21 protein-coding genes are annotated in these 25,147 nt (G+C 58.7%); 11 read left to right on the forward strand and 10 right to left on the reverse strand.

The genetic code is table 11. The annotated features are described in order from the left end of the window. Positions 1 to 282: 282 nt before the first annotated feature. Both Q9S52_RS04555 and Q9S52_RS04560 read left to right on the forward strand, forming a co-directional pair. Positions 283 to 1,161, forward strand: a complete 879-nt coding sequence (locus Q9S52_RS04555; RefSeq protein ID WP_300828900.1) for an endonuclease/exonuclease/phosphatase family protein — start codon at positions 283 to 285, stop codon at positions 1,159 to 1,161. Positions 1,162 to 1,205: 44 nt separating this feature from the next. Next, complete coding sequence (locus Q9S52_RS04560) at positions 1,206 to 1,796, forward strand: hypothetical protein (protein WP_304708310.1); 591 nt, start codon at positions 1,206 to 1,208, stop codon at positions 1,794 to 1,796. 28 nt (positions 1,797 to 1,824) lie between these two features. Here the strand turns inward: Q9S52_RS04560 and Q9S52_RS04565 are convergent, their stop codons facing one another. The 4 genes from Q9S52_RS04565 to Q9S52_RS04580 all read right to left on the reverse strand — a co-directional run bounded on the left by Q9S52_RS04565 (position 1,825) and on the right by Q9S52_RS04580 (position 7,990). Then, positions 1,825 to 2,928, reverse strand: a complete 1,104-nt coding sequence (locus tag Q9S52_RS04565; protein ID WP_304708311.1) for a DNA replication/repair protein RecF — start codon at positions 2,926 to 2,928, stop codon at positions 1,825 to 1,827. A gap of 1,353 nt (positions 2,929 to 4,281) precedes the next feature. After that, a complete protein-coding gene (locus Q9S52_RS04570; protein WP_304708312.1) occupies positions 4,282 to 4,611 on the reverse strand; it encodes a hypothetical protein in 330 nt (109 codons plus the stop codon). 332 nt (positions 4,612 to 4,943) lie between these two features. Beyond that, positions 4,944 to 7,391 (reverse strand): alanine racemase, encoded by a 2,448-nt coding sequence (alr, locus tag Q9S52_RS04575; protein WP_304708313.1) that lies wholly within the window; start codon positions 7,389 to 7,391, stop codon positions 4,944 to 4,946. Positions 7,392 to 7,447: 56 nt separating this feature from the next. After that, on the reverse strand, positions 7,448 to 7,990 hold the full coding sequence (locus Q9S52_RS04580) for an RNA methyltransferase (protein ID WP_304708314.1): 543 nt from the start codon (positions 7,988 to 7,990) through the stop codon (positions 7,448 to 7,450). A 535-nt stretch (positions 7,991 to 8,525) separates the two neighbouring features. On the opposite strand from Q9S52_RS04580, the gene Q9S52_RS04585 reads away from it, so the two are divergent. Then, a complete protein-coding gene (locus Q9S52_RS04585) occupies positions 8,526 to 10,742 on the forward strand; it encodes a sodium-translocating pyrophosphatase (RefSeq protein WP_297831242.1) in 2,217 nt (738 codons plus the stop codon). 1,018 nt (positions 10,743 to 11,760) lie between these two features. On the opposite strand, the gene Q9S52_RS04590 is transcribed toward Q9S52_RS04585, so the two are convergent. Together Q9S52_RS04590 and Q9S52_RS04595 are read right to left on the reverse strand one after the other, a co-directional pair. After that, positions 11,761 to 11,913: a hypothetical protein gene (locus Q9S52_RS04590; protein ID WP_300729268.1), complete on the reverse strand. Its 153-nt coding sequence runs from the start codon at positions 11,911 to 11,913 to the stop codon at positions 11,761 to 11,763. Between the two features lie 68 nt (positions 11,914 to 11,981). Then, entirely contained in the window at positions 11,982 to 12,104 is a 123-nt protein-coding gene (locus Q9S52_RS04595) for a hypothetical protein (protein WP_297624142.1), read from the reverse strand. Between the two features lie 195 nt (positions 12,105 to 12,299). Here Q9S52_RS04595 and cdaA point away from each other — a divergent pair, with 195 nt between their 5' ends. Next, a complete protein-coding gene (cdaA, locus tag Q9S52_RS04600; RefSeq protein WP_294593898.1) occupies positions 12,300 to 13,076 on the forward strand; it encodes a diadenylate cyclase CdaA in 777 nt (258 codons plus the stop codon). 131 nt (positions 13,077 to 13,207) lie between these two features. Next, complete coding sequence (nifJ, locus tag Q9S52_RS04605; protein ID WP_304708315.1) at positions 13,208 to 16,819, forward strand: pyruvate:ferredoxin (flavodoxin) oxidoreductase; 3,612 nt, start codon at positions 13,208 to 13,210, stop codon at positions 16,817 to 16,819. 1,424 nt (positions 16,820 to 18,243) lie between these two features. Here the strand turns inward: nifJ and Q9S52_RS04610 are convergent. Next, entirely contained in the window at positions 18,244 to 18,453 is a 210-nt protein-coding gene (locus Q9S52_RS04610; protein WP_304708316.1) for a hypothetical protein, read from the reverse strand. Positions 18,454 to 18,577: 124 nt separating this feature from the next. Continuing rightward, positions 18,578 to 18,799 carry a hypothetical protein gene (locus tag Q9S52_RS04615; protein WP_294593894.1) on the reverse strand — a complete coding sequence of 74 codons (222 nt, stop codon included), beginning with the start codon at positions 18,797 to 18,799 and terminating at the stop codon, positions 18,578 to 18,580. A gap of 176 nt (positions 18,800 to 18,975) precedes the next feature. Between Q9S52_RS04615 and Q9S52_RS04620 the strand changes: the two genes are divergently transcribed. The 4 genes from Q9S52_RS04620 to Q9S52_RS04635 all read left to right on the forward strand — a co-directional run bounded on the left by Q9S52_RS04620 (position 18,976) and on the right by Q9S52_RS04635 (position 22,348). Continuing rightward, positions 18,976 to 19,596, forward strand: a complete 621-nt coding sequence (locus Q9S52_RS04620; protein ID WP_294593892.1) for a porin family protein — start codon at positions 18,976 to 18,978, stop codon at positions 19,594 to 19,596. A gap of 60 nt (positions 19,597 to 19,656) precedes the next feature. Then, on the forward strand, positions 19,657 to 20,844 hold the full coding sequence (locus tag Q9S52_RS04625; RefSeq protein ID WP_304708317.1) for a TlpA disulfide reductase family protein: 1,188 nt from the start codon (positions 19,657 to 19,659) through the stop codon (positions 20,842 to 20,844). A 30-nt stretch (positions 20,845 to 20,874) separates the two neighbouring features. Next, a complete protein-coding gene (gene lpxD / locus Q9S52_RS04630) occupies positions 20,875 to 21,942 on the forward strand; it encodes a UDP-3-O-(3-hydroxymyristoyl)glucosamine N-acyltransferase (RefSeq protein ID WP_300829055.1) in 1,068 nt (355 codons plus the stop codon). Between the two features lie 211 nt (positions 21,943 to 22,153). Beyond that, positions 22,154 to 22,348: a hypothetical protein gene (locus tag Q9S52_RS04635; RefSeq protein ID WP_304708318.1), complete on the forward strand. Its 195-nt coding sequence runs from the start codon at positions 22,154 to 22,156 to the stop codon at positions 22,346 to 22,348. Between the two features lie 539 nt (positions 22,349 to 22,887). On the opposite strand, the gene Q9S52_RS04640 is transcribed toward Q9S52_RS04635, so the two are convergent. Beyond that, positions 22,888 to 23,103 carry a hypothetical protein gene (locus tag Q9S52_RS04640; RefSeq protein WP_304708319.1) on the reverse strand — a complete coding sequence of 72 codons (216 nt, stop codon included), beginning with the start codon at positions 23,101 to 23,103 and terminating at the stop codon, positions 22,888 to 22,890. Continuing rightward, on the reverse strand, positions 23,088 to 23,318 hold the full coding sequence (locus tag Q9S52_RS04645) for a hypothetical protein (RefSeq protein WP_304708320.1): 231 nt from the start codon (positions 23,316 to 23,318) through the stop codon (positions 23,088 to 23,090). Before Q9S52_RS04645 ends, Q9S52_RS04640 begins: the two co-directional genes overlap by 16 nt. A gap of 55 nt (positions 23,319 to 23,373) precedes the next feature. Between Q9S52_RS04645 and ruvC the strand changes: the two genes are divergently transcribed. Together ruvC and Q9S52_RS04655 are read left to right on the forward strand one after the other, a co-directional pair. Continuing rightward, the gene (gene ruvC / locus Q9S52_RS04650; protein WP_297628677.1) at positions 23,374 to 23,949 is read left to right on the forward strand and encodes a crossover junction endodeoxyribonuclease RuvC; all 576 of its coding nucleotides are present in this window, start codon (positions 23,374 to 23,376) and stop codon (positions 23,947 to 23,949) included. 34 nt (positions 23,950 to 23,983) lie between these two features. After that, positions 23,984 to 25,024, forward strand: a complete 1,041-nt coding sequence (locus Q9S52_RS04655) for a TlpA disulfide reductase family protein (protein ID WP_300829577.1) — start codon at positions 23,984 to 23,986, stop codon at positions 25,022 to 25,024. Positions 25,025 to 25,147 lie beyond the last annotated feature (123 nt).

A 25,147-nucleotide genomic window follows, 5' to 3' on the forward strand; every position in this document is an offset into this window, starting at 1 on the left:
GTAAAACGCCCTATGGGCGTCCGTTTATTCCGAGAGGCAACGCAACTGAAAACCGGAAGAACGAATGTCGGAATAGGTCGGGCTAAGATTTTGAAAATTGAAATTTAAATCTTGATCTTTAGTGCCGTTTGCAGTTGCGCACCAACTGTAACCTCCATTGCCTGTGCTCAGCAGCTCTCCGGTGCCAGCGCTGCGGTAGCCCAGGGCGGCTTCTTGAACCTCCGGAACCCAACCGAAATTTCGCTATCTTTACCCTGCGAAATCGTTTAACACATACAAAATATGAAACGTATTCTTTTGACCCTGCTCGTTGCTGCGGGAGCCACTGCACTTGTTTCATGCGGCAGCGCGACCCGACAAAACGGAGAAGCAGCCGACTCTTCGACCCTGCGGGCGATGACCTTTAACATCCGTTATGCCAATCCGGACGACGGGCCCGATTATTGGGACAATCGGCGCGATGCCGTCGTGCGGATGGTCGAAACCGTCCGGCCCGACGTGATGGGGATTCAGGAGGGGCTGGCGCAGCAGGTCGCCTTTTTGGACTCGGCATTGACCGATTACTCCTATGTCGGCGTGGGACGCGACGACGGAGCTCAGGCCGGAGAGTATGCAGCCGTATTTTATCGGAACTCGTTGTACGTACCGGTGGCGGACGGCCACTTCTGGCTGAGCGAAACGCCCGAGCAGGCCGGTTTGGGATGGGATGCCGTTTGCGTGCGGATCGCCACCTGGGTGCGGTTGCAGGAGCGGGCTACCGGTCGGGAATTTATAGTGGTCAACACCCACTTCGACCACGTGGGAACCGTAGCGCGACGCGAAAGCGCGAAACTGATGCTGGAACGGATCGAACGGTTCGGCGATTCGATACCGGCCATTGTGATGGGCGATTTCAACTATCCGACCACCGATCCGTCGCTCGCTCCGCTGGTCGATGCTCCGGGGTTTGCCGAAGCACGCAGTTCGCAGGCTGCCCGGCCTCAGGGCGACTCGCTGCCGCCGGTCACCTATCGCGGATTCGGACACGGCGAAGAGGGCGAGGTGATCGACCATATCTTTTTCCGCGGTTTCGTGCCTGTCACCTACGAGGTGATTCCCGACGGATACGGGGTGCGGTATCTCTCCGACCATATGCCGGTGGTGGCGGTGCTTCGGTTTTAGGGGACGGCCTCCAAAAAAGATAGAAGTATTTAACTCCATCTGCCATGAAACATTTTTTGTGGTTTTGCATCTTGCTGACGGCTCTGGTGCGGTCCGGGTGGGCCGCTTCAGAGCCTGTCGCCTATTTCGATGCGGGCAATCCTATCAAGTACGATGGAACGAAATTTTATCTCGCCTGGAGCGCCCATCCGCAGGATATCTATTATCTTCAGGAGTACCTGCCCAAAGGCGAGACGCTCGAACGCTACACGCAGATGTTTACCGTCAGCGTGATCTTTTGGGACAGGACGCCTGAGGCGACTGTCCGGGCGAAAGTGGCCGAGTTGGAGAGACGCCGGGAGACGGACAAGGTCTGCCGGTATTTGGTGGCGGAAAATCCGGATAAACCGGGAGAATATATCCTAGAATTTATCGTCAGCGACGGGCGGGACGGTGTGCTGGATTGCGTGGAGGTCGATATACACTACTATCGGCAGGTGGTGATCGACGGGAAGAAGGCGTCGCTGTTATGTTTCTATTCCCGGCGGGCATATGGCGACGATATTCTGCCTTTTATGAAGACGATTCCCGAACGGCGGAACGGCTGGTATGAAGGGATGACGAGACTCGGCATGGTACCGCGGTTCCCGAAATAGGCGGATTTTTGGACAAAGAGAGAGGAGGTTACAGTTCCGTGAACCGTCCGCCGTTCACCCCGAAGAGCTTGTAGTTTTCCGTCAGCCGGGTCAGAATCCCTTCTAACCGAACCTTATTGCTGTCGGTGATGAAGATCTGGCCGAAACGATCCGACGAGACCATACCGATCAGCGCTTCGACCCGCGCCATGTCGAGTTTGTCGAATACGTCGTCCAGGAGCAGAATCGGCCGAATCCCTCGTAATTCCCGCATCATATCGAATTGTGCCAGCTTCAGGGCCAGCAGCATGGATTTCTGTTGGCCCTGTGAGCCGTATTTGCGGATCGGGAATCCCAGAATCTCTAATTTCATGTCGTCGCGGTGCACGCCGCAGTTGGTGAAGCCGCACACCCGGTCTCTCTCCCTCGCCGCCGTCAGCAGTTCGGCGAACGGCGTCTCGGTCAGCTCCGATTTGTAGGAGACGGTGACTTCCTCCCTGTCCGACGAGAGAATGCCGTAGTACTCCGCCACTTTCGGGGCCAGCCGCCGGATCATCTCGGCCCGTTTCTCGTGCACCGCCGTTCCGGTCTCGACCAGCTGCATGTCCAGCACCTCCAGAATCTCGTCGGAAGCCGACCCCATGCCTGTTTTCAACAGCCGGTTGCGCTCCTGCAACAGGTGGTTGTAACGGACGATCGCCGTGAGGTATTCGCGGTCGGTCTGGGAGAGAAACGAGTTGAGGAACCGTCTCCGTTCGTCGCCCGACTCGTGGATCAGGGCGGTGTCGGCGGGCGAAACCATCACGAGCGGCAGCAGGCCGATGTGTTCCGACATCCGGTCGTATTCTTTGCCGTTCCGTTTGATGACTTTTCCTCCGCCGCGTTTGAAACTGCATACGATCGCCTCCCGCCGCTCTCCTTCACTGAGTGAATAGCGGCCGTCGAGCATAAAATAGTCCGAACCGTGCCGCACAGATTGTCCGTCGGTCAGCCCCACCGAACTTTTGCTGATCGAGAGGTAGTAGACGGCGTCGATCAGGTTGGTTTTTCCTGCGCCGTTGTCGCCGACCAGACAGTTCACATTGGCCGAGAATTCCAGTTCGGCTTCCTCGATATTCTTGAAATTCAGGATGGAGATTCGTTCTAAAAACATCGTTTCAGGGGGGCTTGGTGGACAAAGTTACACTTTTTGTGTCGGCGGGGGAAGCGCTTTTGGGGATAATCTCCGTTGTGACTGTTGTTGTAGCGACTGATTTGGGCCGAGGCTGTCGCGGTTTTGCACATGCGGGTAGACCCGGCCAGAGCATCCCGTAGGGATCCGCTCTAAAGTTTTTTCGGTTCCTTTTGTTCACAACCGACGCTGCCAGCGAGTGCAATGCAAACGCAGTTTGCAAATTGCCGAGCGGCGAGGAGGAAGGCGAAGCCAACGAGAACAGTTCCAGCCGGGGCCGTGCTTAGACCGCGCGCCCCGCCTAAAGGAGCGATTCAGCGATTTCGGCGCGAGCCGAATATAGATGAATCGCGCAAGGCGCGCGGACAAAGAATGAGACGCGGAATTGGGCCGAGGCTGCCCATTCCGAGTGCCGGGAGGCACCGCCCGCCCGGCGTAAGGGCAGTCCCCTCCTGTAGGACAAACGCGCGCCACGCCTTAAAAGGGAAATCATCAAAACTCGCTTGTGCGTTTTGACTGGATTTCCCCAGGCGCGCGAAAACGCGGCGGAGCGACAGCGGAGCCGCAGTGAGGCGGACACGGGGCCGAGAATTGGGCTGTGCTTTGGGCTGTGCTCGTTCTTCGGGCGGGAAAACCGTATCCGGTTTTCCCGCCGCGCTGGGCTGAGTATGAGGCAGTGCTTTGGGCTGTGGGTTGGGCTATGCTCTTGGCAGTGCTTTGGGCCGAGCTTCTGCGACCCTTTAGGGTCGCGCAGTTCGCCGCCACCCCAAGCGGCGGACTGCAACTCGACGGGGCTCGTTGCATTCACCGCTGGCGGCGAACTGCATCCACAAGGCGCGCCAAGGATGAATAGGCGGAACTTGTAGCGGGTAAAATAGTGCGGGTCGGACGCCCGGGAGGTACTTTCATGAGGTAGAGGCGGCCAGTAAAAGACGCTGTGTGTCCCTCCCGAGGGGGAGACGTCCGGCCCGCGCGGCTCTGCGAACCGCAGTAAACGCAATGGTCGCTGATTGCTTGTGGTAGTTCCAGCTAGTATTCGCGTGCCGATCTGCCCCGTTTATTCCGAGAGGCACCGCAACTGAAGAGCGTAGGCGTGGTTGTCCGCGTGGCTGGGATTGAGGTGCTGCGTGTAGAAACTCAAGTACACCCCATTGCTGCCGCTGACCGACGACGAATAGCTGAACCCGCTGTGGCCGACGCCACCCGGCCCGCCCGAAGCACTGACGCGGTAGCCCGGGGCGGTGCCGCATGATCCGTAAAATCCGAATGGAAAAAGTCGGTAGAAGTTTGGGTTTTAAGCCCCTAATCGGTTCCGGCGAAAGCTCTCCGGCCCGTTTATTCCGAGAGGCAACGCAACTGAAGACCGAAGGCGCGGCTGTTCGCGTAGCTGGGATTGAGGTGCGCCACGTAGAAATCCAAGTACACCCCAGTGCTGCCGCTCACCGACGACGAATAGCTGAACCCGTAGTTGCCGACGTTCGTCAGAGCGCCCAATCGCCCGTTATTGCCTGCGTCGCGGAAGCCCGGGGCGGGGTACCAGGCGAGCGGGGTTCCCGCGCCAGAGGTGCTTACCTTGTAGAGACGACCGTTAGTAGCCTTGTAATGGCCTGAGCCATAAGACTCTCCGACGACCCCATCCGAGTAGTACGGGAAGGTCCCATTCAACGGCGTGGTGGCGTCCCGCGTAAAGTCAGACCAAAGAAAGGGTGTGTTTAGGGTAGAGGCGGCCTTGTATTTATTTAGGGTAGACCCAGCCAGTTGCTTGGGGCAGAGGCTGCCAGTAGAACGCCTTGTGGGCGCGTTTATTCCGAGAGGCAACGCAGCTGAAAACCGAAAGCGCGGTTGTCCGAAGTGCTCGGATAGAGATACTGTGTGCAAAAAAACAAGAACACCCCATTAGTCCCGTTGACCGTGACCCCAGCTGTACCCGCCATTGCCGACAAGCCGTAGCGCGCCCGTTTCCCGATGGCGGTAGCCCGGGCACCCGCAGAAAGCGATTACTCGCGCACGTAAATCCGCTTGATGCGTGCCGATATCGACGTGAGCACCTCATACGAGATCGTTCCGAGCACCTGCGCCACCTCGCGAATCGTCGGCCGGTCACCGAAAATAACCACCTCGTCGCCCACCCGCGCCTCCGGCACCCCCGAAACGTCGACCATACAGGTGTCCATACAGATATTTCCCACCGTCGGACACAGCACCCCGCGAATCGAAACCGAACCCGCTCCCCGCCCCAGCCGCCTGTCCATGCCGTCGGCATAACCGATCGGAATCGTCGCCGTACGCATCCGGGCTGTCACCACCCCGCGCCGGTTGTAGCCCACTGTTTCGCCCGCGTCGAGCTCTTTGATTTGCACGATTTGGGTCTTGAGCGTCGCCGCCACCTGCAACGCCGGGTCGTCGATGCCGTAGAGCCCCACGCCGAGCCGCACCATGTCGAAATGGGCCTCCGGAAAGCGGGCGATTCCCGCGCTGTTGCAGATGTGGCGCAGAATCGAACGGTCGCCCAGCGATTCGATAATCGCCTCGCTCATCTCCGTGAAAAGGCCGATTTGCCGACGGGTGAAATCGTCCTCCGCCGGGTCTTCCGAGGCGGCCAGGTGCGAAAAAATCGAACGCACGCGCACGCCTGTTTCCTGCCGCAGCACGGCGCACAACTCGGCGATCTCCTCCGGAACGAATCCCAACCGGTGCATTCCGGTGTCCATCTTCAGGTGGATCGGCGCCGCGGCCATCCCCCGGCTGCGCACCTCGTCGGCATAGCTTTTCAGCGAGGCGAACGAGTAGATTTCCGGTTCGAGACCGTAGTCGGCCATCACGGCGAAGCTCCCCGGGTCGGAGTTGAGCACCACGATCGGCAGGTGGATTCCCGCCTCGCGCAGGGCGATGCCCTCGTCCGCAAAGGCGACCGCCAGATAATCCACCCCCTCGTGCCGCAACATCGCGGCGATCTCGGCCGACCCTGTTCCGTAAGAGTAGGCCTTGACCATCGCCATTACCCGCGTCCCGGGCCGGAGCATGGCGCGGAAGTGGGCCAGGTTGGCCGATAAGGCGTTGAGATTGACCTCTAAAGTAGTCGTGTGCGTGCGCTTTTCCAGCAGTCGCGAGATGCGCTCGAAACCGAATGCTCGGCCTCCCTTGACTAAAATGGCGTTTCCGGCGAAACGCTCTTTGTCGGTGTGGCGCAGAAAATCGTCCGTCGTGGCGTAAAAACGCGCCTGTTCGGGCCCGAGTCCGGCCGCCGGGATGAACCGGTCGGCCGCAGCGACGAGTTCGGGCCCTATCCCCACGAAGTCGTCGATCCGATGTTCGCGCACGCGGCGGGCGACCTCGTCATAGAGCGCTTCCGGTGGTCTGCCGGCCTGTCGGATGTCGGAGAGGATCAGCGCTTTCGGTCGCTCGCCTGCCGTCTGGTCGAGGTAGTCGAGGGCGATGCCCAGCGAGGTCAGGTCGCTGTTGTAGCTGTCGTTTATCACCCAACTGCCCAAGATTCCCTCCCGCAACTCCAGCCGCATGGCGACGGGCTGCAATTCGCTGAAAGGCTTGTGTGTCCGTTCCATTACGCGATAGAGCGTGTCGACCAACGCCGCGTTCTGGAGCGACGCGGCGTCGTGGAACGGAAAATCGTCGGAGTTCCGGATCGCTTTCAGGCCGGATTCGTTATCGTACACTCTCCGGCCCGCTCCGTTGCAGCTCCGGCGGACGGTTTCCGGGACGATCGAGCCGTCCGCCGGATAGATAATCGTCTCGGCGTGGGTAAAGAGCCGGAGTTTTTCGTCCAATTTCTGCTGTTCGGAGGCGAAATTTTCGCCGTGCGCCTCGCCGATGTTGGTCAGCAGGCCGATCTGGGGCCGGATCATCGCCTCCAATCGCTCCATCTCGCCGGGACGGGAGATGCCGGCTTCGATCACCACCCACTCTTCGTCCCCTTCGATCATCAGCAGCGACAAGGCGACCCCTAACTGCGAGTTGTAGCTTCGCGGGCTCCGCAGCAGCCGGCCGGCTGCCTCGGGCCACAGCTGGGCGATCCACTCTTTGACGACGGTTTTGCCGTTGCTGCCGGTGATGGCGACGACGGTGCCCCGGTATCGGCTCCGGTGGTCGGCGGCCAGCAATTGCAGAGCGGCCAGCGGATCGGCGACCTCTACGAACGAGGCGTCGGGGAGCGGCGTGTCGGGCATCTGTTCGACCACGAAGGAGCGCACGCCGCGCCGGTAGAGCTCCGGAATATAGCGGTGTCCGTCGTGATTGGGCCCGACGAGGGCGACGAACAGGGCGGTGTCGGGTTGGGCGATGCTGTTCCGGCTGTCGGTGACGATGTGGGTGAAACGGCGATCCGGGCCGTGCAGCGTGCTGTCCGACCGGTGGTCGCGGGTGAGGCGGACGAGGTGGGAGAGGGTGTAGTCCATAGTGAGGAGGCGAGGGCCGAGGCGATTTCTCAACGGCTTTACAAAAGTAGGGTTTTGCGGCTAAATGCGGTCGAAAAAATGTCGCTGTTTCAGCGGCGTCCGAACCGTCGGAAGAATTCCCACAGCACGATGCCGCCGCTCACGGCCACGTTCAGCGAGTGTTTGGTGCCGACCTGCGGAATTTCCAACGCTCCGTCGCACAGATCGACCACTTCCTGTCCGACGCCTTCCACTTCGTTGCCGAAGACGATGGCGAAACGCTCCTCTCCGGGCTGCTCTGCGGGGTTCCAGTTCGACAGTAGGGTCGCTCCGCGCACTTGTTCCACGGCCAGCAGGGTGTATCCTGCGGCGCGCAGCTGTTCCACGGCGTCGGTGCTGTTCGCGGCGTATTCCCAGGCGACGGTCAGCTCGGCTCCCAGGGCGCTTTTGTGAATCTCGCGGGAGGGGGGCTGGGCGGTGATGCCGCACAGTACGATCCGCTCGACGCCGAAGGCGTCGCCTGTCCGGAAAAAGGCGCCTACGTTGGCGGCGCTCCGCACGTTGTCGAGGACGACGACGACGGGCATCTTGGGTTGCCGGGCGAAGTCCGAGGGGGCGGGACGACCCAATTCTTCGTTTTTCAACTTCTCCATATCGTTCAGTATTAAAAACGATCAATTTCTCGCACGCTGTTCTTTGTGCCGGCCGGAACCGTACCTTTCTTGAAAGAAAGGTACCCAAAGAACTTTTGCAGAGGTCGTCCCGGTGGGCCGACCACGGGTTCTCTCCGCCTTGTTTCGTTGGGCTGTGGTTTTCCGGCGCGGCGCGCGTGGGGTTCTCGCCCATTATTAGCGCGCCCGCCGGAAAATCCAGCCCAACCAATCGGGCAGACCCGGCCAGAGCATCCCGTAGGGATGCGCTCTGAAGTTTTTTTGGGTTCTTTTTGTTCACAACCGACGCTGCCAGCGGGGGCAATGCAAACGTAGTTTGCGAATTGCCGAGCGGCGAGGAGGAAGGCGAAGCCAAAAAGAACAGTACCCTCCAACCCAATGAACGAGATGCAGAATAACCGATTGATTTTTGATAGAGAGCAAAAATAGGAGGAAAAGTCGAGAGCAGGAGGCGGGCGAAAGAAAAAAATGTCTATCTTTCAGACACCAAACAGAGCTCATTCAAAAACAACCGCTTATGAATACAGACATACCTCAGATTTTCTGGCTCGTACCGGCAGCGGCGCTGATTGCGCTCGGGTTCGCCCGCTACTTTTTCGTGCACATGAAACGGCAGAGCGAGGGGAGCGAGACCATGCAGACCATTGCCGCCCATGTGCGGAAAGGTGCCATGGCCTATTTGAAACAGCAGTACAAGATCGTCGGCATCGTTTTTCTTGTACTGTGCGCTTTTTTTGCCGTGCTCGCCTATGGCTTTGGCGTGCAGAACCCGTGGGTGCCGTTTGCGTTTCTGACCGGCGGCTTCTTTTCTGGGTTGGCCGGGTATATCGGGATGAAGACCGCTACGTATGCTTCGGCCCGGACAGCGCAGGCCGCTTCCGAGTCGCTGAACCGCGGGCTGAAAGTCGCTTTTCGCTCCGGCGCGGTAATGGGACTTGTCGTGGTGGGCCTCGGGCTGCTGGATATCTCCGCCTGGTACCTGGTGCTGGAGTGGTTCTACAATGACATCACCACCACCCAGAAACTCGTGATTATTACCACCACGATGCTGACCTTCGGGATGGGGGCATCGACTCAGGCCTTGTTTGCGCGTGTGGGGGGCGGGATCTATACCAAGGCTGCGGATGTGGGTGCCGACCTTGTGGGCAAAGTCGAAGCAGGGATTCCGGAAGACGACCCGCGGAATCCGGCTACGATTGCCGACAATGTGGGGGACAATGTCGGCGACGTGGCGGGCATGGGGGCAGACCTCTATGAAAGCTACTGCGGCTCGATACTGGCAACGGCGGCGTTGGGGGCTTCGGCTTTCGCGCTGGCGCCGGAGATGCAGCTGCGGGCCGTGCTGGCGCCGATGCTGATTGCCGCTGTCGGGATTCTGTTGTCAATTATCGGGATCTACCTCGTGCGGACGAAAGAGGGGGCTTCGATGAAAAATTTGCTCAAGGCTTTGGGCTTGGGGGTGAACACCAGTTCGCTGCTGATTGCCGTGGCTACGTTCGTGATTCTCTATCTGCTGGGGCTGGAAAACTGGCTCGGGATTTCGTTCTCGGTGATTGCGGGGCTTGTGGCCGGGATCATTATCGGGCAATCGACGGAGTACTACACTTCGCAGTCGTATAAACCGACCCGGAAAGTGGCCGAAAGTTCGAAAACGGGGCCGGCGACGGTGATTATCTCGGGGATCGGTCTGGGGATGCTTTCGACGGCGATTCCGGTGATTACGATTTGCGTGGCGATCGTGCTGGCTTTCCTGTGCGCCATTCGGTTCGACGTGGCGAATATGCTGACGGCTCAGAATCTGGCTCTGGGGCTGTATGGGATCGGGATTGCGGCGGTCGGGATGCTTTCGACGCTGGGGATCACGCTGGCGACGGATGCTTACGGGCCGATTGCGGACAATGCCGGCGGGAATGCCGAGATGAGCGGCCTCGGAGCGGAGGTACGGAAACGGACGGATGCCTTGGATGCGCTGGGGAACACTACGGCGGCAACGGGCAAGGGCTTTGCGATCGGTTCGGCGGCGCTGACGGCACTGGCCCTGATGGCTTCGTATCTGGAGGAAATCAAGATGGGGTTGCAGCATATCGGGGTCAAGACTATCGAGGTGTTGGGGAATGCGGTGCCGGTCGAGGCGGCTACGTTGCCTGACTTTATGGAGTACTATCAGGTGAATCTGATGAATCCGAAGGTCTTGATCGGGGTCTTTATCGGTTCGATGATGGCTTTCGTCTTCTGTGGGTTGACGATGAACGCCGTGGGGCGGGCGGCGCAGAGTATGGTTGAGGAGGTTCGCCGGCAGTTCCGCGAAATCAAAGGGATTCTGACGGGCGAGGCGACGCCGGACTATGCACGCTGTGTGGCGATTTCGACCAAAGGGGCGCAGCGGGAGATGCTGTTGCCGTCGATTCTGGCTATCGTGGCTCCGATCGTGACGGGGATCGTGTTCGGTGTGGCGGGGGTGTTGGGGCTGTTGGTCGGCGGATTGGGTGCGGGGTTCGTGCTGGCGATCTTTATGGCCAACTCGGGCGGTGCGTGGGACAATGCCAAAAAGTATATCGAAGAGGGGAATCTCGGCGGTAAGGGTTCGGATGCTCATAAGGCTACGGTGGTGGGCGATACGGTGGGGGATCCGTTTAAGGATACTTCCGGGCCGTCGCTGAATATTCTGATCAAGCTGATGAGTATGGTGGCGATTGTGATGGCGGGTTTGACCGTGGCATTCAGTATTTTGTAGTACGTGTTTTTGAAATTAGGCTCCTCTCCCGAAACTTCGTGTTGAAGTTTTGGGAGAGGAGTTTTTGTAGTTGGGGTAGAGGGGTCTTGAGATTTGGGCTGAGGCTGGTAGTTGAAATGCGTAAGCATTTCCCGTCCACGGGACGTGGGGCCTGCGCGGCCTGAGCGCAGTACCCTCCGTAGCCAAAGCCGCGCGCGATCGCTGAAGTAGGAAATCATTCAAACGCATGATTTGCGTTTGAATAAGATTTCCGCCAGCGCGCGGACAAAGAACGGGGGTAGAGGCTGCCAGTTGAAATGCGCCAGCATTTCCCGTCCACGGGACGTGGGGCCCGCGCGGCCCGAGCGCAGTACCCTCCTGTAGCCAAAGCCGCGCGCCCCGCATAAAGAAGCGATTCAGCTATTTCGGTGGTGAGCCGAAATAGTTGAATCGCGCAGGCGCGCGAAAAAACTCGACCCTCTCGCGTAAAATCCGTCGCCCGCCCGCTTAAGAGGGCATATTCTGCCGGTTGGCGGTGAGCCAATCCGGCAAGAATTGCCGCGGGCGACGGCAAGCGTGGCGGAGCGACAGCGGAGCCGCAGTGAGGCTGACACGGGGCGGAGAATTGGGGTACGCTTTGGGCTGTGCTTGTTCTTCGGGCGGTGGATTGGGCTGAACTGTTGGCCGAGCTTCTGCGACTCGCAGAGTCGCGCAGTTCGCCGCCACCCCACGCGGCGGACTGCAACTCGACGGAGCTCGTTGCGCCCCCGCTGGCGGCGAACTTAGGCTAAGAACGAAATAGCGCGCCAAGGACGAATAGATTATGCTTTTGCGACTCGTAGAGTCGCGCGGGCCGGGCGCCTGCCCACGGGCGGCCCGCAACACGCCGCTCGCGCGTCGATAGTTGCCGTACCTCCCGGGCGTCCGACCGCCAAAGTCCAATTAGAAAAGTAGGGCAGAGATTGTCGGTTACTTGGGGTAGAGGCAGCCGGTCATTTAGGCCGAGGCGGCCAGTATTCGCGTGCCTCTCGTCCCCCGTTTATTCCGAGAGGCAACGTAACTGAAGACCGTAGGCACGACGATTCGCACCGCTGGAATAGAGGTTCTCTGTATTGAAATCCAGATACATTCCATTGTCGTTGTATGTTGTCGAAGACCAGTTGAAGCCGTGATAACCCAAGCCCCCCAGCATTCCCGAGTGCGAATGGCGGTAGCCCGGGACGCACCCACAGGGTGTTTACTGGCCGCCTCTACCCCCGTTTATTCCGAGAGGCACCGCAACTGAAAACCGTAGGCGCGATAATCTGATCCGTTGGAGAACAGCCAGGAAGGGCTGAAACCCAGATTCGTGCCGTTGAACGCCCTGACAGCTGACTGCCACATATAACCGTTGCTGCCGATGTTCCACAGCGCCCCCTCTCCGCTGCCGCAGAAGCCCGGGGCGCTTCTCTCCCTAAAAAAGACTCCACCGAAAACCGCCGGCAACTCCTTCGAGACCGCGCTCCGAACCGCCGGAAACGGAAAAATCGTATCTTTACCGACACAATTCCGCCGATTCACCCCGGGAGGAGAAAACCTATGGATTTTATCAGTATCACCGTCCTCGACATCATCGACGTGCTGGTCGTCGCCGTGCTTTTCTATCAAGTCTACCGCATGATCCGCGGTACCTCCGTGATGACCATCTTTGCCGGAATCTTCATCGTTTACCTCCTTTGGGTCGTCGTCAAAGCCTTGAACATGACCCTCCTCAGCTCCATTATGGGGCAAGTGATCGGCGTCGGCGTACTCGCCTTGATCATCGTCTTTCAACAAGAGATCCGGCGATACCTCCTGCTGCTCGGGAGCCGCTATGCCAAAGCCAAGAACCGCTTCGTGCGGCGCATCTTCCGGTCGGCCGGCGTCCGGAGCGACCTCCAGTGGACCGAAGAGGTCGCCAAAGCCTGTCGGAATATGGCCGCGACCTATACCGGCGCCTTGATCTGTATCGAGCGGCAGGGCGATCTGGGAGCTTATGCCGCGACCGGAGACACGATCGATGCCCGGATCGACGTGCGGCTGATCGAGAGCATCTTCTTCAAGAACAGCCCGTTGCACGACGGCGCCGTGATTATCCGACAGGGAAGGATTCATGCCGCCCGGTGCATTCTGCCCTCGTCCGACAACCCGCATATTCCGCAGCACTACGGGATGCGGCATCGCGCCGCCATCGGGCTGACCGAACACAGCGACGCCGTCGTGGTGGTGGTTTCCGAAGAACGCGGGAAGATCTCCGTCGCCGAGGGGGGCGAAATCGTCACCGTGGCCGATGCCGAGGCGCTGGTCGAACGGCTCAACCGGATTTTATCGGCTTAGCGACCCGCCGAGCCGAAATTTTGTGTAACTTTGTCCAATCGGGCGCGCGTTTCGTCGCGGGAGAGACGCTCTCGCAGGCGCGTCAGGAGTTGGCTTACCGTAAGTAAATTATTTCAACAATTTCGATAGCAATGGCAAATCAGAAGAAATTCATTACCTGTGACGGGAACTATGCCGCTGCGCACATCGCTTACATGTTCAGCGAAGTGGCGGCGATCTATCCGATCACGCCAAGTTCGACCATGGCGGAGTATGTGGACGAATGGGCGGCCGCAGGGAAGAAAAACATTTTCGGCGAAACCGTCCGTGTGCAGGAGATGCAGTCCGAAGCGGGTGCGGCAGGGGCTGTGCACGGCTCGTTGCAGGCGGGGGCGTTGACCACCACCTATACCGCATCGCAGGGGTTGTTGCTGATGATCCCGAACATGTACAAGATCGCCGGGGAACTGCTGCCGGCGGTGTTCCATGTCTCGGCCCGGGCATTGGCCGCACAGGCCTTGTCGATCTTCGGCGACCATGCCGACGTGATGAGCGCACGGCAGACCGGGTTTGCCATGCTCGCCAGTGGATCGGTGCAGGAGGTGATGGATCTCTCGGCGGTGTCGCATTTGACCGCAATCAAGGGGCGGGTGCCGTTCATCAACTTCTTCGACGGCTTCCGGACTTCGCACGAAATTCAGAAGATCGAAGAGTTCGATACCGAAGCGCTGAAATCGCTGATCGATATGGACGCTTTGAAGGCCTTCCGCGAACGGGCTTTGAATCCGGAACATCCGGTGACCCGCGGGACGGCACAGAATCCGGACATCTACTTCCAGAGTAGAGAGGCGGCGAATAAATTCTACGACGCCGTGCCGGATATGGTGGCGGATTATATGGCGAAGATCAGCCAGATTACCGGGCGGGAATATCATCCGTTCGACTACTACGGCGATCCGGAGGCGACCCATGTGGTGATTGCTATGGGCAGTGTGACGGAGACCATTAAGGAGGTGATCGACATGTTGCGTGCGAAGGGAGAGAAGGTGGGTTTGGTGTCGGTGCACTTGTATCGGCCGTTCAGCGTGAAATACTTCTTGCAGGCGTTGCCGGATTCCGTGAAACGTATCTGCGTGCTGGATCGTACCAAAGAGCCGGGGGCCAACGGCGATCCGTTGTATCTGGACGTGGTCGAAGTGTTCGCCAACCGCAAGGATATACCGGCCGATCGGAAACCGCTGATTATCGGTGGTCGGTACGGGCTGTCGTCGAAAGACACCACGCCGGCCCAGATGATCGCCGTGTACGAAAATCTGGCCCAGAACGAACCCAAGAACCAGTTTACGGTCGGGATCGTGGACGACGTGACCTTCAAATCGCTGCCGGTGGGTGCGGAAGTGGCGGCAGGGGATGCTTCTACCTATGAAGCCCGGTTCATCGGGCTGGGTTCCGACGGGACGGTGGGGGCGAACAAGAACTCCATCAAGATCATCGGCGGGGCGACGGATAAATACTGTCAGGCATACTTCTCGTACGACTCGAAGAAGTCGGGCGGGTATACCTCTTCGCACTTGCGCTTCGGTGATCGGCCGATCCGTTCCACTTATTTGGTGACCACGCCGAACTTCGTGGCCTGCCACGTGCCGTCGTACCTGGGCAAGTATGACCTGCTCAAGGGTTTGAAAGACGGGGGGACGTTCCTGCTGAATGCCGTGTGGGATGAAGAGACCACCAAGAAACACCTGCCGGACGATATGAAACGCTATTTGGCGGAACATCATATCAACTTCTATATCATCAACGCTACGAAGATCGCGTCGGAACTGGGGCTGGGGTCGCGTACCAATACGATCATGCAGTCCGCTTTCTTCAAGGTTTCGGAGGTGATTCCGTACGACCAGGCAGTGGAAGAGATGAAGAAAGCCATCTACAAATCGTATGGGAAGAAGGGCGAGGATGTGGTGAACAAGAACTATGCTGCGGTCGATGCGGGGGGGAAGAATGTGGTGAAGGTCGAAGTGCCGGCAGAGTGGGCGTCGATTACCGTTACGGCGAAAGCTGCCGACCCGTCGCGTCCGGAATTTATCTCAAAAATTGTTGACCCGATCAACGCTTTGGCGGGGGACGATCTGCGGGTATCGGCATTCACCGGACGGGAAGACGGGACTTGGGAAGCAGGTACGGCGGCATATGAAAAGCGGGGGATTGCAGCTGCTATTCCGGCTTGGAAACCCGAAAACTGTATCCAGTGTAACCAGTGTGCCTATGTTTGTCCTCACGCAGCCATTCGGCCGTTCCTGTTGACGGAAGCCGAGGCGGCGGCTGCGCCGGAAGGGACGCCGTTCATCCAGGGGAACGGGGCACTCAAAGAGTACAAATTCAAGATTCAGGTTTCGCCGCTCGACTGTACCGGTTGCGGCAACTGTGCCAACGTATGTCCGGCACCGAAAGGCAAGGCGCTGGTGATGGAGCCGATGGAAACGCTGCTGCCGGCGGAAGAACCGCGCTGGGAGTACTTGCACGGCAAGGTGGGCTACAAGTCTACGGCGGTGGACAAGACCCAGAATGTGAAAAACCTGCAATTCACCCAGCCGCTCTTCGAATTCTCGGGGGCTTGCGCCGGGTGTGGCGAGACGCCGTATATCAAATCGATCACCCAGCTCTTCGGCGAGCGGATGATGGTGGCCAATGCGACGGGTTGTTCGTCGATTTACGGCGGTTCCGCGCCTTCGACGCCGTACTGCCCGGATCAGGTTTCGGGACACGGGCCGGCTTGGGCCAACTCGCTCTTCGAAGACAACGCCGAATTCGGTCTCGGGATGCACATCGGCGTCGAAAAGATGCGCGACCGGCTGAAACAGATTATGACCGACGCGATTGCCAACTGCGCGGATTGCTCGGCAGAACTCAAGGCGGCTATGCAGGCTTGGATTGACGGCAAGGACAGTTCGGCGGCTTCCGTGGAAGCGACCAACAAACTCCTGCCGCTCGTTGAGGCTTGCGGGTGCGACTACTGCCGACAGATCAAGGAACTGAAGCAGTACCTGATCAAGAAATCGCAGTGGATCTTCGGCGGCGACGGTTGGGCTTACGATATCGGATACGGCGGGTTGGATCACGTGCTGGCTTCGGGCGAGGATGTGAACGTGCTGGTGATCGATACCGAGGTTTACTCCAATACGGGGGGCCAGTCATCCAAAGCTACGCCGGTCGGGGCGGTGGCCAAGTTCGCGTCGTCCGGTAAACGGATTCGCAAAAAGGACTTGGGCGCGATGGTGATGACCTACGGCTATGTTTATGTGGCTCAGGTCGCTATGGGGGCTAATCACAGCCAGTATTTCCAGGCGCTCAAGGAGGCGGAAGCATTCCCGGGGCCGTCGCTGATTATCGCCTATGCGCCGTGTATCAACCACGGGAACAAGAACGGGATGGGCGTTTCGCAGCTGACCGAGAAACGTGCGGTGGAATGCGGTTACTGGCACCTGTGGCGTTTCAATCCGCTGTTGGAACAGGAAGGGAAAAATCCGTTCACCCTCGATTCCAAAGAACCGGATTGGTCTAAGTTCCAGGAATTTATCCATCAGGAGGTGCGTTACACTTCGCTCTTGAAAGCTTTCCCGCAGGAAGCACAGGAACTTTTTGCGGCTTCGGAAGAGAATGCTAAGTGGCGGTATAACAGCTACAAGCGTTATGCGGCGATGCACTACGACGCGGCTGCGGAGGCGACCGAAGCTGCTGCTGCGGAAGTAGGGGCGGCGAAGTAGGCGTAATCGTATGACGTGCTAAGTCATTGGTAACAATGCTTAGACGGTTGTGTGATTCGAATCTTTTTTGAATGCCGGTATGGCATTTGGGAGTTGTTCGGAAGCACACAGCGAGTTAGTGAAGTAGCAGGGTTTCTTGTCTCAGGCAAGAAACCCTGCTACTTTTTGTGTACTTAGGGGGATGCTCTTGTTGTGATGCGGTCGGGTTAAGATTTGAATCTGACGCGTATTGTTTGGGGTAGGAATGTGTGTTTGAGATTATGCGGTTAGACCCGGCCAAAGCATCCCGCAGGGATGCGCTTTAAAGTTTTTCTGGTTCTCTTTGTTCGCAAAGAGAACAGTATCCTCAAACCAAACCGCGCGCCCCACCTTAAGAGCGATTCAACTATTTCGGCGGTAGCCGAATATAGATGAATCGCGCAGGCGCGCGAAAAACTCGACCCACCCACGAAAAATCCGTCGCCCGCCTGCTTAAGAGGGCATATTCTGCCGATTGGCGGTGAGCCAATTCGGCAAGAATTGCGGCGGGCGACGGGAATGCGGCGGAGCGAAAGCGGAGCCGCAGTGAGGCGGACACGGGGCGGAGAACTGGGGCGTGCTCGTTCTTCGGGCGGGAAAACCGTAACCGGTTTTCCCGCCGTGCTGGGCCGAGAATGGGGCGAGAATTTTGGCGAGGCAGGTGGCGGGGACTTGGGCAGTGCTCTTGCGACCCTTTAGGGTCGCCGGCCTTGTCGCCCCAGCCGCGTAGCGGCTTCGGGGGGATGGGCGACAGGCCGAAACTGATAGACTGGGCGGTGAACGAGGCACTGTTCCTGCGACCCAAAGGGTCGCGCAGTTCGCCGCCACTCCACGCGGCGGACTGCAACTCGTCGGGGCTCGTTGCATTCACCGCTGGCGGCGAACAGCTAAGACTGAGAGCGAATAGCGCGATTCCGAAGGGAATCGCCGTCCTCGGCGAGAGCGACGCATTAGTGGCGCGGGAGAGGTGCGCCGAGGACGAACCCGACAGCCTTGGGCGGTAAATGAGATGTTGCTCCTGCAACCCAATAAGGTCACCAGTCTTGTCATCCGAGAAATTTAGGCAGTGAGGCTATGTTCTTGCGACCCTTTAGGGTCGCGCGGGCCGGCCGCCTGCCCACGGGCGGCCCGCAACACGCCGCTTGCGCGTCGAGAGTTGCCGTTCCTCCCGGGCGTCCGGCCCACTTTGTCAAAAACGAATAGGTAGTTCGTCCCCAATAGGGTAGCTTAAGTGGAGCGGGTCGGAGCCAGCGTGGGCGGAAACGAGTTCTGCGACGTTGCAGGCCTACGCCTGGGGTGGCTCCGGCCCGGGCGGTTCTGCGAACCGCAGGATTCAACTTAAAATAGAGTAGAGCCAGCTCAGTGATTGGGGTAGACACAGCCAGCAAAACGCCCTTTGGGCGCGTTTATTCCGAGAGGCAACGCAACTGAAGACCGCCAGCCCGGGATGATGCACTGCTGGGGTAGATGACTGCCGAGTCGAAACCCAAATACATGCCGTCGAAGCCGCTGATTGCGGAGCTCCAACTGAATCCGTTGTTTCCGACGTGCATTAGATCACCCCATTGAGCAAGATTGCCCGCGTCGCGGAAGCCCGGGGCGGTGCCGCTCGGCACTCGAACCGGCTTTTTTCTGCTCCAATGGTCCATCTGCCCTAAGTGTCTCTACCCCAAACAATTGGTAGTCTCGGTCTCCATCTGGGGTAGACACGGCCAGTAAAAGACGCTGTTCGTCCCCCGTTTATTCCGAGAGGCAACGCAACAGAAAACCGTAGCCGCGATAGCTCGCATTCGAAGGACTCATGTTCGTCGCATGGAACAACAAACGCCAGGCGTACGTGCTACCGTTGGGCACCGACGCAGACCAGACCGAACCCTCGTCGCCGACGCCACCCGGTACGCCCGAGGCGTGGTTGCGGAAGCCCGGGGCGGGGTACCGCCGGTTGAAATCCCACGAAGCCAAGACAGAAACACAAACCGCCAAAGCCTGAAAAAATCCCCATTCCGAAGCAACTGAAAAATAAATGCTTATCTTTGGCAGTTAAAACGGTTGGCTTCGCCTCCGCTCCTCCGACACGAGGACGACAGCCCGGCGAACCGACCGATTCACTCAAACCACACATATAGATTTTGAAAGCGATGCAGACCAAAAAACGATTCGTGCAAATCCTTTTCATGGCGATCTTTGGCCTCGGGTTGAACCATAGTGCTTCGGCACAGGATTTTTATTGGGGCCCCCGTGTCGGGATGAACGTCAGTTCGATGACCAAAACCACTTATTCCAAAGCCCGGATTCGGGGGAGCTTCGGACTTATGGCCGGCTATAAGATCAACGACCTCATCGGATTGCAGGCCGAAGCCTTGTATTCGCTGCAAGGAAGCAAAGTCGATAACGACCAGCAGGATATCTACTCCTACAACTATGTGAAGATTCCGGTGATGGCCAAAGTTTACCTCATCGGCGGGCTCAATCTTGAGGCCGGAGTGGCTTTCAACTGGCTCGTCAAGGCCCAGCAGAAATGGAACAGCAACTCGCATGACGTGAATGGCAATGTGACCGAAACGACGACCCATACCCGGAGCCTGATGGACGATTGCAAAAGCTTCGACCTGACGATTCCGGTAGGGATCAACTACCAGTTCCGCCGGTGGTTCGATCTCGGAGTGCGGTATGATATTTCCACCATCCGGGTCAGCGAAAACAAGAAAGATCATGCCAAGAGCAGCGTGCTCTCGGTGAATCTCGGTTTGCGCTTCTAACTTCCCCTCTCTCCGGCGATGCCTCGGAGTTCTTTTGTATCCATTTGAAAACCAGTGATAATGAAAAATAGATTTTTGCTTCTCGGCCTCCTTCTGCTGACCTTTGGATGCCGTAATAACGAAAAGGAACGCCTCACCGTTCGCATCGAAGGATTGCAGGAAGACAGCCTGATCTGCGCCTATATGACCCCGGCGACGATTCGCGACCGGCAGCCGATGGTGCAGCGGATGATCGGCGGGCAGAAAAGCGACGACGGGAAGAGCGTCGAATTCCGTGTGACGACGCCGGATGACGAGCAGCTCTATCGCATGATTCTCGCCCCGCGCGGCTATCGCGGCGACGGGCCGAGGCAGACCATTCAACTCTTTCTGCTGCCCGGCGAGAACGACATGCGCGTCGAAGGGAAATACGAACCGGAACATCAGACCATCGACTATACCCTGACCGGATCGCCGGTGCAGGAGGAGTGGCTCGAACGGCAGAAGGTGATCGAACCGCTCGAAATGCAGCTCGGGATGCTCGGCATGACCGCTTCGTTCGTGCAGCCGGGGAGCGGAGTGGCCGACTCGTTGCAGATGCAGATGCAGGTTTTGGCCGATTCCATTTCCAGTCTCAAGACCGACTATATCGCAGAGAATCCGTCGGCCCAGCTTTCGGCTTATTACCTGACGACCATCGGCGATCCGTATCTGGTCGACAGCTTGTATCGCGGGCTCGACGATTCGGTGAAAAACGGCCCCTTCAAAGCGTGGCTCGACCTGCAAAACGAAGAGATCGCCAAGGTTTTTGCCGCCGAAGAGGCCCGCACGGCGATGGCCGGAGGCGGGGTGGCGCCGGACTTCACCTTGCCGGGGTTGGACGGAAAGGATTTCACCCTCTCGTCGCTGTTCAATAAGGAGGGCAGATACATTGTCCTCGACTTTTGGGGAACCTGGTGCAGTTGGTGTATCAAGGGGATGCCGGAGATGAAGAAAGCCTACGCCGAGCTGGGGAACGGCCGGCAGGTGGAGTTCGTCGGCATCGATTGCGGCGATACGGAGGAGGCTTGGAAAAAGGGAGTTGAAAAACACGGACTGCCGTGGATCCATGTGCGGGCCGAAGGGGATGACATTCCGGTGCGGTACGGAATCGAGGCTTTCCCGACCAAGATCATTCTGGCGCCGGACGGCAGCACGGTGCGGCGCTTTACGGGCGAGGATCCGGCTTTCTACACCTGTCTCGATTCGTTGGTGCGGGCTGCGCGGTAGGAATTTACACATATCTCTAAATCAGATTCGATGATGCAGTTTACAGCAGAGATGATCGCCGGATTTCTCGGCGGCACGGTCGAAGGCAACGGGCAGGCTGCGGTCGGTTCGGTGGCCAAGATCGAGGAGGCTAAGGCCGGCGACCTGGTTTTTCTTTCCAATCCGAAATACGAGGAGTTCCTCTATCGGACGGGGGCGACGATTGCGATCGTGAATGCCGACCTGATCGTTCGCGAGGCGCTGCCGGAGGGATTGACGCTGGTGCGGGTCGAGAATGCGTATAAAGCGTTCGCTTCGTTGCTCGATCTGTATGTGGCGAACAAGCCGAAGAAGACGGGGATTAGTCCGTTGGCCTCGATCCATCCGACCGCGACGGTGGGCGAGGGGGTTTATGTCGGCGAGTATGCCGTGATCGGCGAAGGGGCGGTGGTGAAGGCGGGGGCGCAGATTTGGCCGCAGGTCTATGTGGGCGACGGCGTTCGGGTGGGCGAACGGACGATTCTCTATCCGGGGGTCAAGGTCTACGAGGCTTGCGAGCTCGGTGACGATGTGATTGTGCATGGCGGGACGGTGATCGGCGGCGACGGGTTCGGTTTTGCGCCGACCGACGACGGCTCGTTCCAGAAGATTCCGCAGATCGGAAATGTGGTGATCGAGGATGGGGTGGAGATCGGTTCGAATTGTGCGATCGACCGGGCGACGATGGGTTCCACGCGGATCAAGCGGGGGGCGAAGCTCGACAACCTGATCCAGATCGCGCACAATGTGGTGATCGGCGAAAATACGGTGATGGCGGCTCAGGTGGGTATTGCGGGTTCTACGAAGGTGGGGCGGAATGTGATGATGGGCGGACAGGTGGGGGTTGTCGGGCATATCGCGATTGCGGACGGGGTGAAGATCGGTTCTCAGTCAGGGATTCCGAACAATATCCTGACTCCGGGAGTGACGGTATTCGGTTCTCCGGCCTATCCGGGGTTGGAGGGGCATCGTATTCAGGCTTCGGTCAAGCAGTTGCCGGAGCTTCGGAAGCAGGTGGCCGAGCTGTCGCGGCAGCTCAAGGCGCTGGAGGCTCGGTTGGGGGAACGGGCCGAGGAGTAAGTTGGCGGATAACAATTTGTTGAAGCTGTCGGTTGCCCCATCTGCGCGCGAACAAAGAATGGGGTAGAGGCTGGTAGTTGAAATGCGTAAGCATTTCCCGTCCACGGGACGTGGGGCCCGCGCGGCCCGAGCGCAGTACCCTCCTGTTGGCGAAGACGCGCGCCACGTCTAAAGAAGCGATTCAATCATTTTGGCGGTGAGCCGAAATAGAATGAATCGCGTAAGGCGCGCGAAAAAAAAACTGCGCGCGAAAAAAGGTCAACCCGTGCAAAACCCCGTCGCCCGCCCGCCTAAAGAGGGATTTCGCTCGTTTTGTGGTGAGCAAAATCGAGATGAAATCCCAGCGGGCGACGAGAAAAAGACGCGCGCCACGCCCAAAGGAGCGATTCAACTATTTCGGCGGTGAGCCGAAATAGAATGAATCGCGCAAGGCGCGCGAACAAAAAACTCTATCTGCATACGAAAAATCCGTCGCCCGCCCGCTTAAAGAGAGATTTCGCTCATTTTGCGTCAGCAAAATAGAGATGAAATCCCAACGGGCGACGGCAAACGCGGCGGAGCGAAAGCGAAGCCGCAGTGAGGCGTACACAGGGCGGAGAACTGGGGTGAGCTTTGGGCTGTGCTTGTTCTTCGGGCGTGAAAAACGCAGTCGTTTTTCGCGCCGCGCCGAGCTTCTGCGACCCTTTAGAGCCGCGCGGGCCGAAGCCTCCGACCGCGGAGGCCCGCAACTGACGTTGCTGTGGGCCCCGCAGGCTTTGGCCCGCTTCGGATGGAGAGTGCCTTATTGGGGGTAGAGGCTACCATTAGACGTTGTGCGTTCCTCCGCAGGGGAAGCTCCGGCCCGGGCGGTTCTTCGAACCGCAGGGATTCAACTCAAAAGTAGGGTAGAGGCGGTCTTTATTTTAGGGTAGACCCGGCCCATTGCCCACCGCGGGCACGCGGCGTTTATTCCGAGAGGCAACGCAACTGAAAACCGTAGGCGCGGTTGTATGGAGCGCTGGGACGGATCCACGTCACGCCGAAGTCCAAGAACACGCCGCCCGTGTTGTTCACTGCGGACGACCAACTATAGCCGTAGTTGCCGACGCCCATCAGGTCGCCCGTGCTCGTATTGCGGTGGCCCGGGGCGGAGTTCTTCTTCCCGTTTATTCCGAGAGGCAACGCAACTGAAAACCATAGGCGCGACTACCCGTGCTGCTGGAATCGAACCATGTCACACTGAAACCCAAGCGCATACCATCGGTGTCAGTGACCGTGGAAGTCCAGCTGTACCCATCGTTGCCGACGCTGAGCAGCGCGCCCGTATCCCGACGGCGGTAGCCCGGGGCGGGCAGAGTCGTGGCAGAGGCCCGACAGATTATCGTAAAAAACAGCATGATTACCCGTCGCAGCCGCGCCCAGCGCGAAGAACAAGCCGTCCGGGCCGATCCCATGGAAGGGAAAACCCTCATCGGGATCGACCCCGGTACCAACGTGCTCGGATACGGCGTGTTGCAGATTCGGAACGGACAGCCCCAGTGTCGGGTGCTCGGCGTCGTGACCTTGGGGAAATATGGAGACCGTTACCAGAAACTTCGGCACATTTTCGAACGGGTTTCCGCGCTGGTGCGCGAGTATCGGCCGGACGAGATGGCGCTCGAAGCCCCGTTCTATGGCGAAAACGTGCAGAGTATGCTCAAACTCGGACGAGCGCAAGGGGTGGCGATGGTGGCCGCTTTGACCCAGGGGATTCCGGTGTTCGAGTACTCGCCGCGACGGATCAAGCAGGCCATTACCGGACAGGGCGGTGCATCGAAAGAACAAGTAGCAGCCCTTTTGCAGAAGATCCTCGGCATCGGGACCACCCCGAAAGAGCTCGATGCTACGGACGGGCTGGCGGTCGCTTTGTGTCATTATTACATCTGCTCCAGCCCTTTCGGAACTGCCGTCGGCGAGCGTTCGGCGGGTAGTGGAGGCGCGGGAGGCTGGGCCGCTTTTGTGCGCGACAATCCGGATAAGCTCCGATAAAACATTGAACAACAATTAAATCCAAACGAATACGATGAAAAAAATGCTTCTGTTCGGCGTGGCGGCCCTGATGTTCGCCGCCTGCGCCCGGAAAGGCTATCAAGTAGTAGCCACCCTCGACGGACTCGAAGAGGGACAACCCGTCTACCTCTCTGTTTTCCAAGGGAAAACCCCGCTCGTGATCGACTCGGCCAAGGTGGCGCAGGGGAAAGCCTCGTTTAGCGGCGTGCTCGAACTCCCCATGCTCGCCCAGATTACCGTAGGTGACAGTACCGCCCGGCCGGCGAAAGTCTTCTTCCTCGAAAACAGCCCGATTGCCGTGACCGGATCGCTCGAACAGCTTGACAGTATTCAGGTCGTCGGCTCTGCCGAACAGGCGTTGTTCGAGGCCTATCAGGCGGCGGTCGATACGGTGAAAAATTACAACGACTACGTGGCTGTCAACGAAGCCTTCGTGAAAGAGAATCCGGCCAGCGTGGCTGCGGCTTATCTGCTGTTCCGCCGGATGGCTCCGGGGCTCGATCCGGAACAGATGCGCGCCTATGCCGCCGGGTTCGACAGCACGATCCGGGGATCGGTCTATCTGAAATTGGTCGGTGAAATGGCCGATAAACTCGAACTCAGCAGTCCGGGGCATCCGTTCCTCGATTTCACCCTGCCCGATACCACCGGGACGCCGATCGCCTTGTCTTCGGTGGCCGGAAAGGGAAATTACGTCCTGCTCGACTTCTGGGCCTCGTGGTGCGGGCCGTGCCGGGCCGAGAATCCGCATGTCGTCGCGGCTTACAACCAGTATAAAGACAAAGGGTTTACCGTCTTCGGCGTGTCGCTCGACCGGCCCGACGGACGCGAAAACTGGATTCAGGCCATCGAAAAAGACGGTCTGAAATGGATCAACGTGAGCGACCTGAAATTCTGGGAGTGCGTTCCGGCAGGGATGTACGGCGTCCGGTCGATTCCGTCGAACGTGCTGATCGGGCCGGACGGGACGATCGTGGCCCGCAACCTGCGCGGCGAAGCGCTGATGAACAAACTCGCCGAAGTCTATGGTACGGCGGCGACTGAGGCTGAATAACCTTGAAAAAGAGGTGCTTCGTATAAAAATTCTGCTTTTTGCGGCGCGTCGGGAGGCTTTCTGTCCTTCCGACGCGCGGCGTTTTAGCGGGCCGCCCGAACGAATGGCATCTTATTTGACTGT

The sequence above is a fragment of the uncultured Rikenella sp. genome (assembly GCF_948810725.1).
GTDB lineage: Bacteria > Bacteroidota > Bacteroidia > Bacteroidales > Rikenellaceae > Rikenella.

Coding starts and splice junctions, on each gene's coding strand:
- cdaA (WP_294593898.1), top strand. CDS start 12,300: ATGGATTTTATCAGTATCACCGTCCTCGACATCATCGACGTGCTGGTC.
- Q9S52_RS04655 (WP_300829577.1), top strand. CDS start 23,984: ATGAAAAAAATGCTTCTGTTCGGCGTGGCGGCCCTGATGTTCGCCGCC.
- nifJ (WP_304708315.1), top strand. CDS start 13,208: ATGGCAAATCAGAAGAAATTCATTACCTGTGACGGGAACTATGCCGCT.
- Q9S52_RS04620 (WP_294593892.1), top strand. CDS start 18,976: ATGCAGACCAAAAAACGATTCGTGCAAATCCTTTTCATGGCGATCTTT.
- Q9S52_RS04560 (WP_304708310.1), top strand. CDS start 1,206: ATGAAACATTTTTTGTGGTTTTGCATCTTGCTGACGGCTCTGGTGCGG.
- Q9S52_RS04590 (WP_300729268.1), bottom strand. CDS start 11,913: ATGCTGGGGGGCTTGGGTTATCACGGCTTCAACTGGTCTTCGACAACA.
- Q9S52_RS04645 (WP_304708320.1), bottom strand. CDS start 23,318: ATGCTGTTTTTTACGATAATCTGTCGGGCCTCTGCCACGACTCTGCCC.
- Q9S52_RS04595 (WP_297624142.1), bottom strand. CDS start 12,104: ATGTGGCAGTCAGCTGTCAGGGCGTTCAACGGCACGAATCTGGGTTTC.
- lpxD (WP_300829055.1), top strand. CDS start 20,875: ATGATGCAGTTTACAGCAGAGATGATCGCCGGATTTCTCGGCGGCACG.
- Q9S52_RS04555 (WP_300828900.1), top strand. CDS start 283: ATGAAACGTATTCTTTTGACCCTGCTCGTTGCTGCGGGAGCCACTGCA.
- Q9S52_RS04580 (WP_304708314.1), bottom strand. CDS start 7,990: ATGGAGAAGTTGAAAAACGAAGAATTGGGTCGTCCCGCCCCCTCGGAC.
- Q9S52_RS04625 (WP_304708317.1), top strand. CDS start 19,657: ATGAAAAATAGATTTTTGCTTCTCGGCCTCCTTCTGCTGACCTTTGGA.
- Q9S52_RS04635 (WP_304708318.1), top strand. CDS start 22,154: ATGAATCGCGTAAGGCGCGCGAAAAAAAAACTGCGCGCGAAAAAAGGT.
- ruvC (WP_297628677.1), top strand. CDS start 23,374: ATGGAAGGGAAAACCCTCATCGGGATCGACCCCGGTACCAACGTGCTC.
- Q9S52_RS04585 (WP_297831242.1), top strand. CDS start 8,526: ATGAATACAGACATACCTCAGATTTTCTGGCTCGTACCGGCAGCGGCG.
- Q9S52_RS04565 (WP_304708311.1), bottom strand. CDS start 2,928: ATGTTTTTAGAACGAATCTCCATCCTGAATTTCAAGAATATCGAGGAA.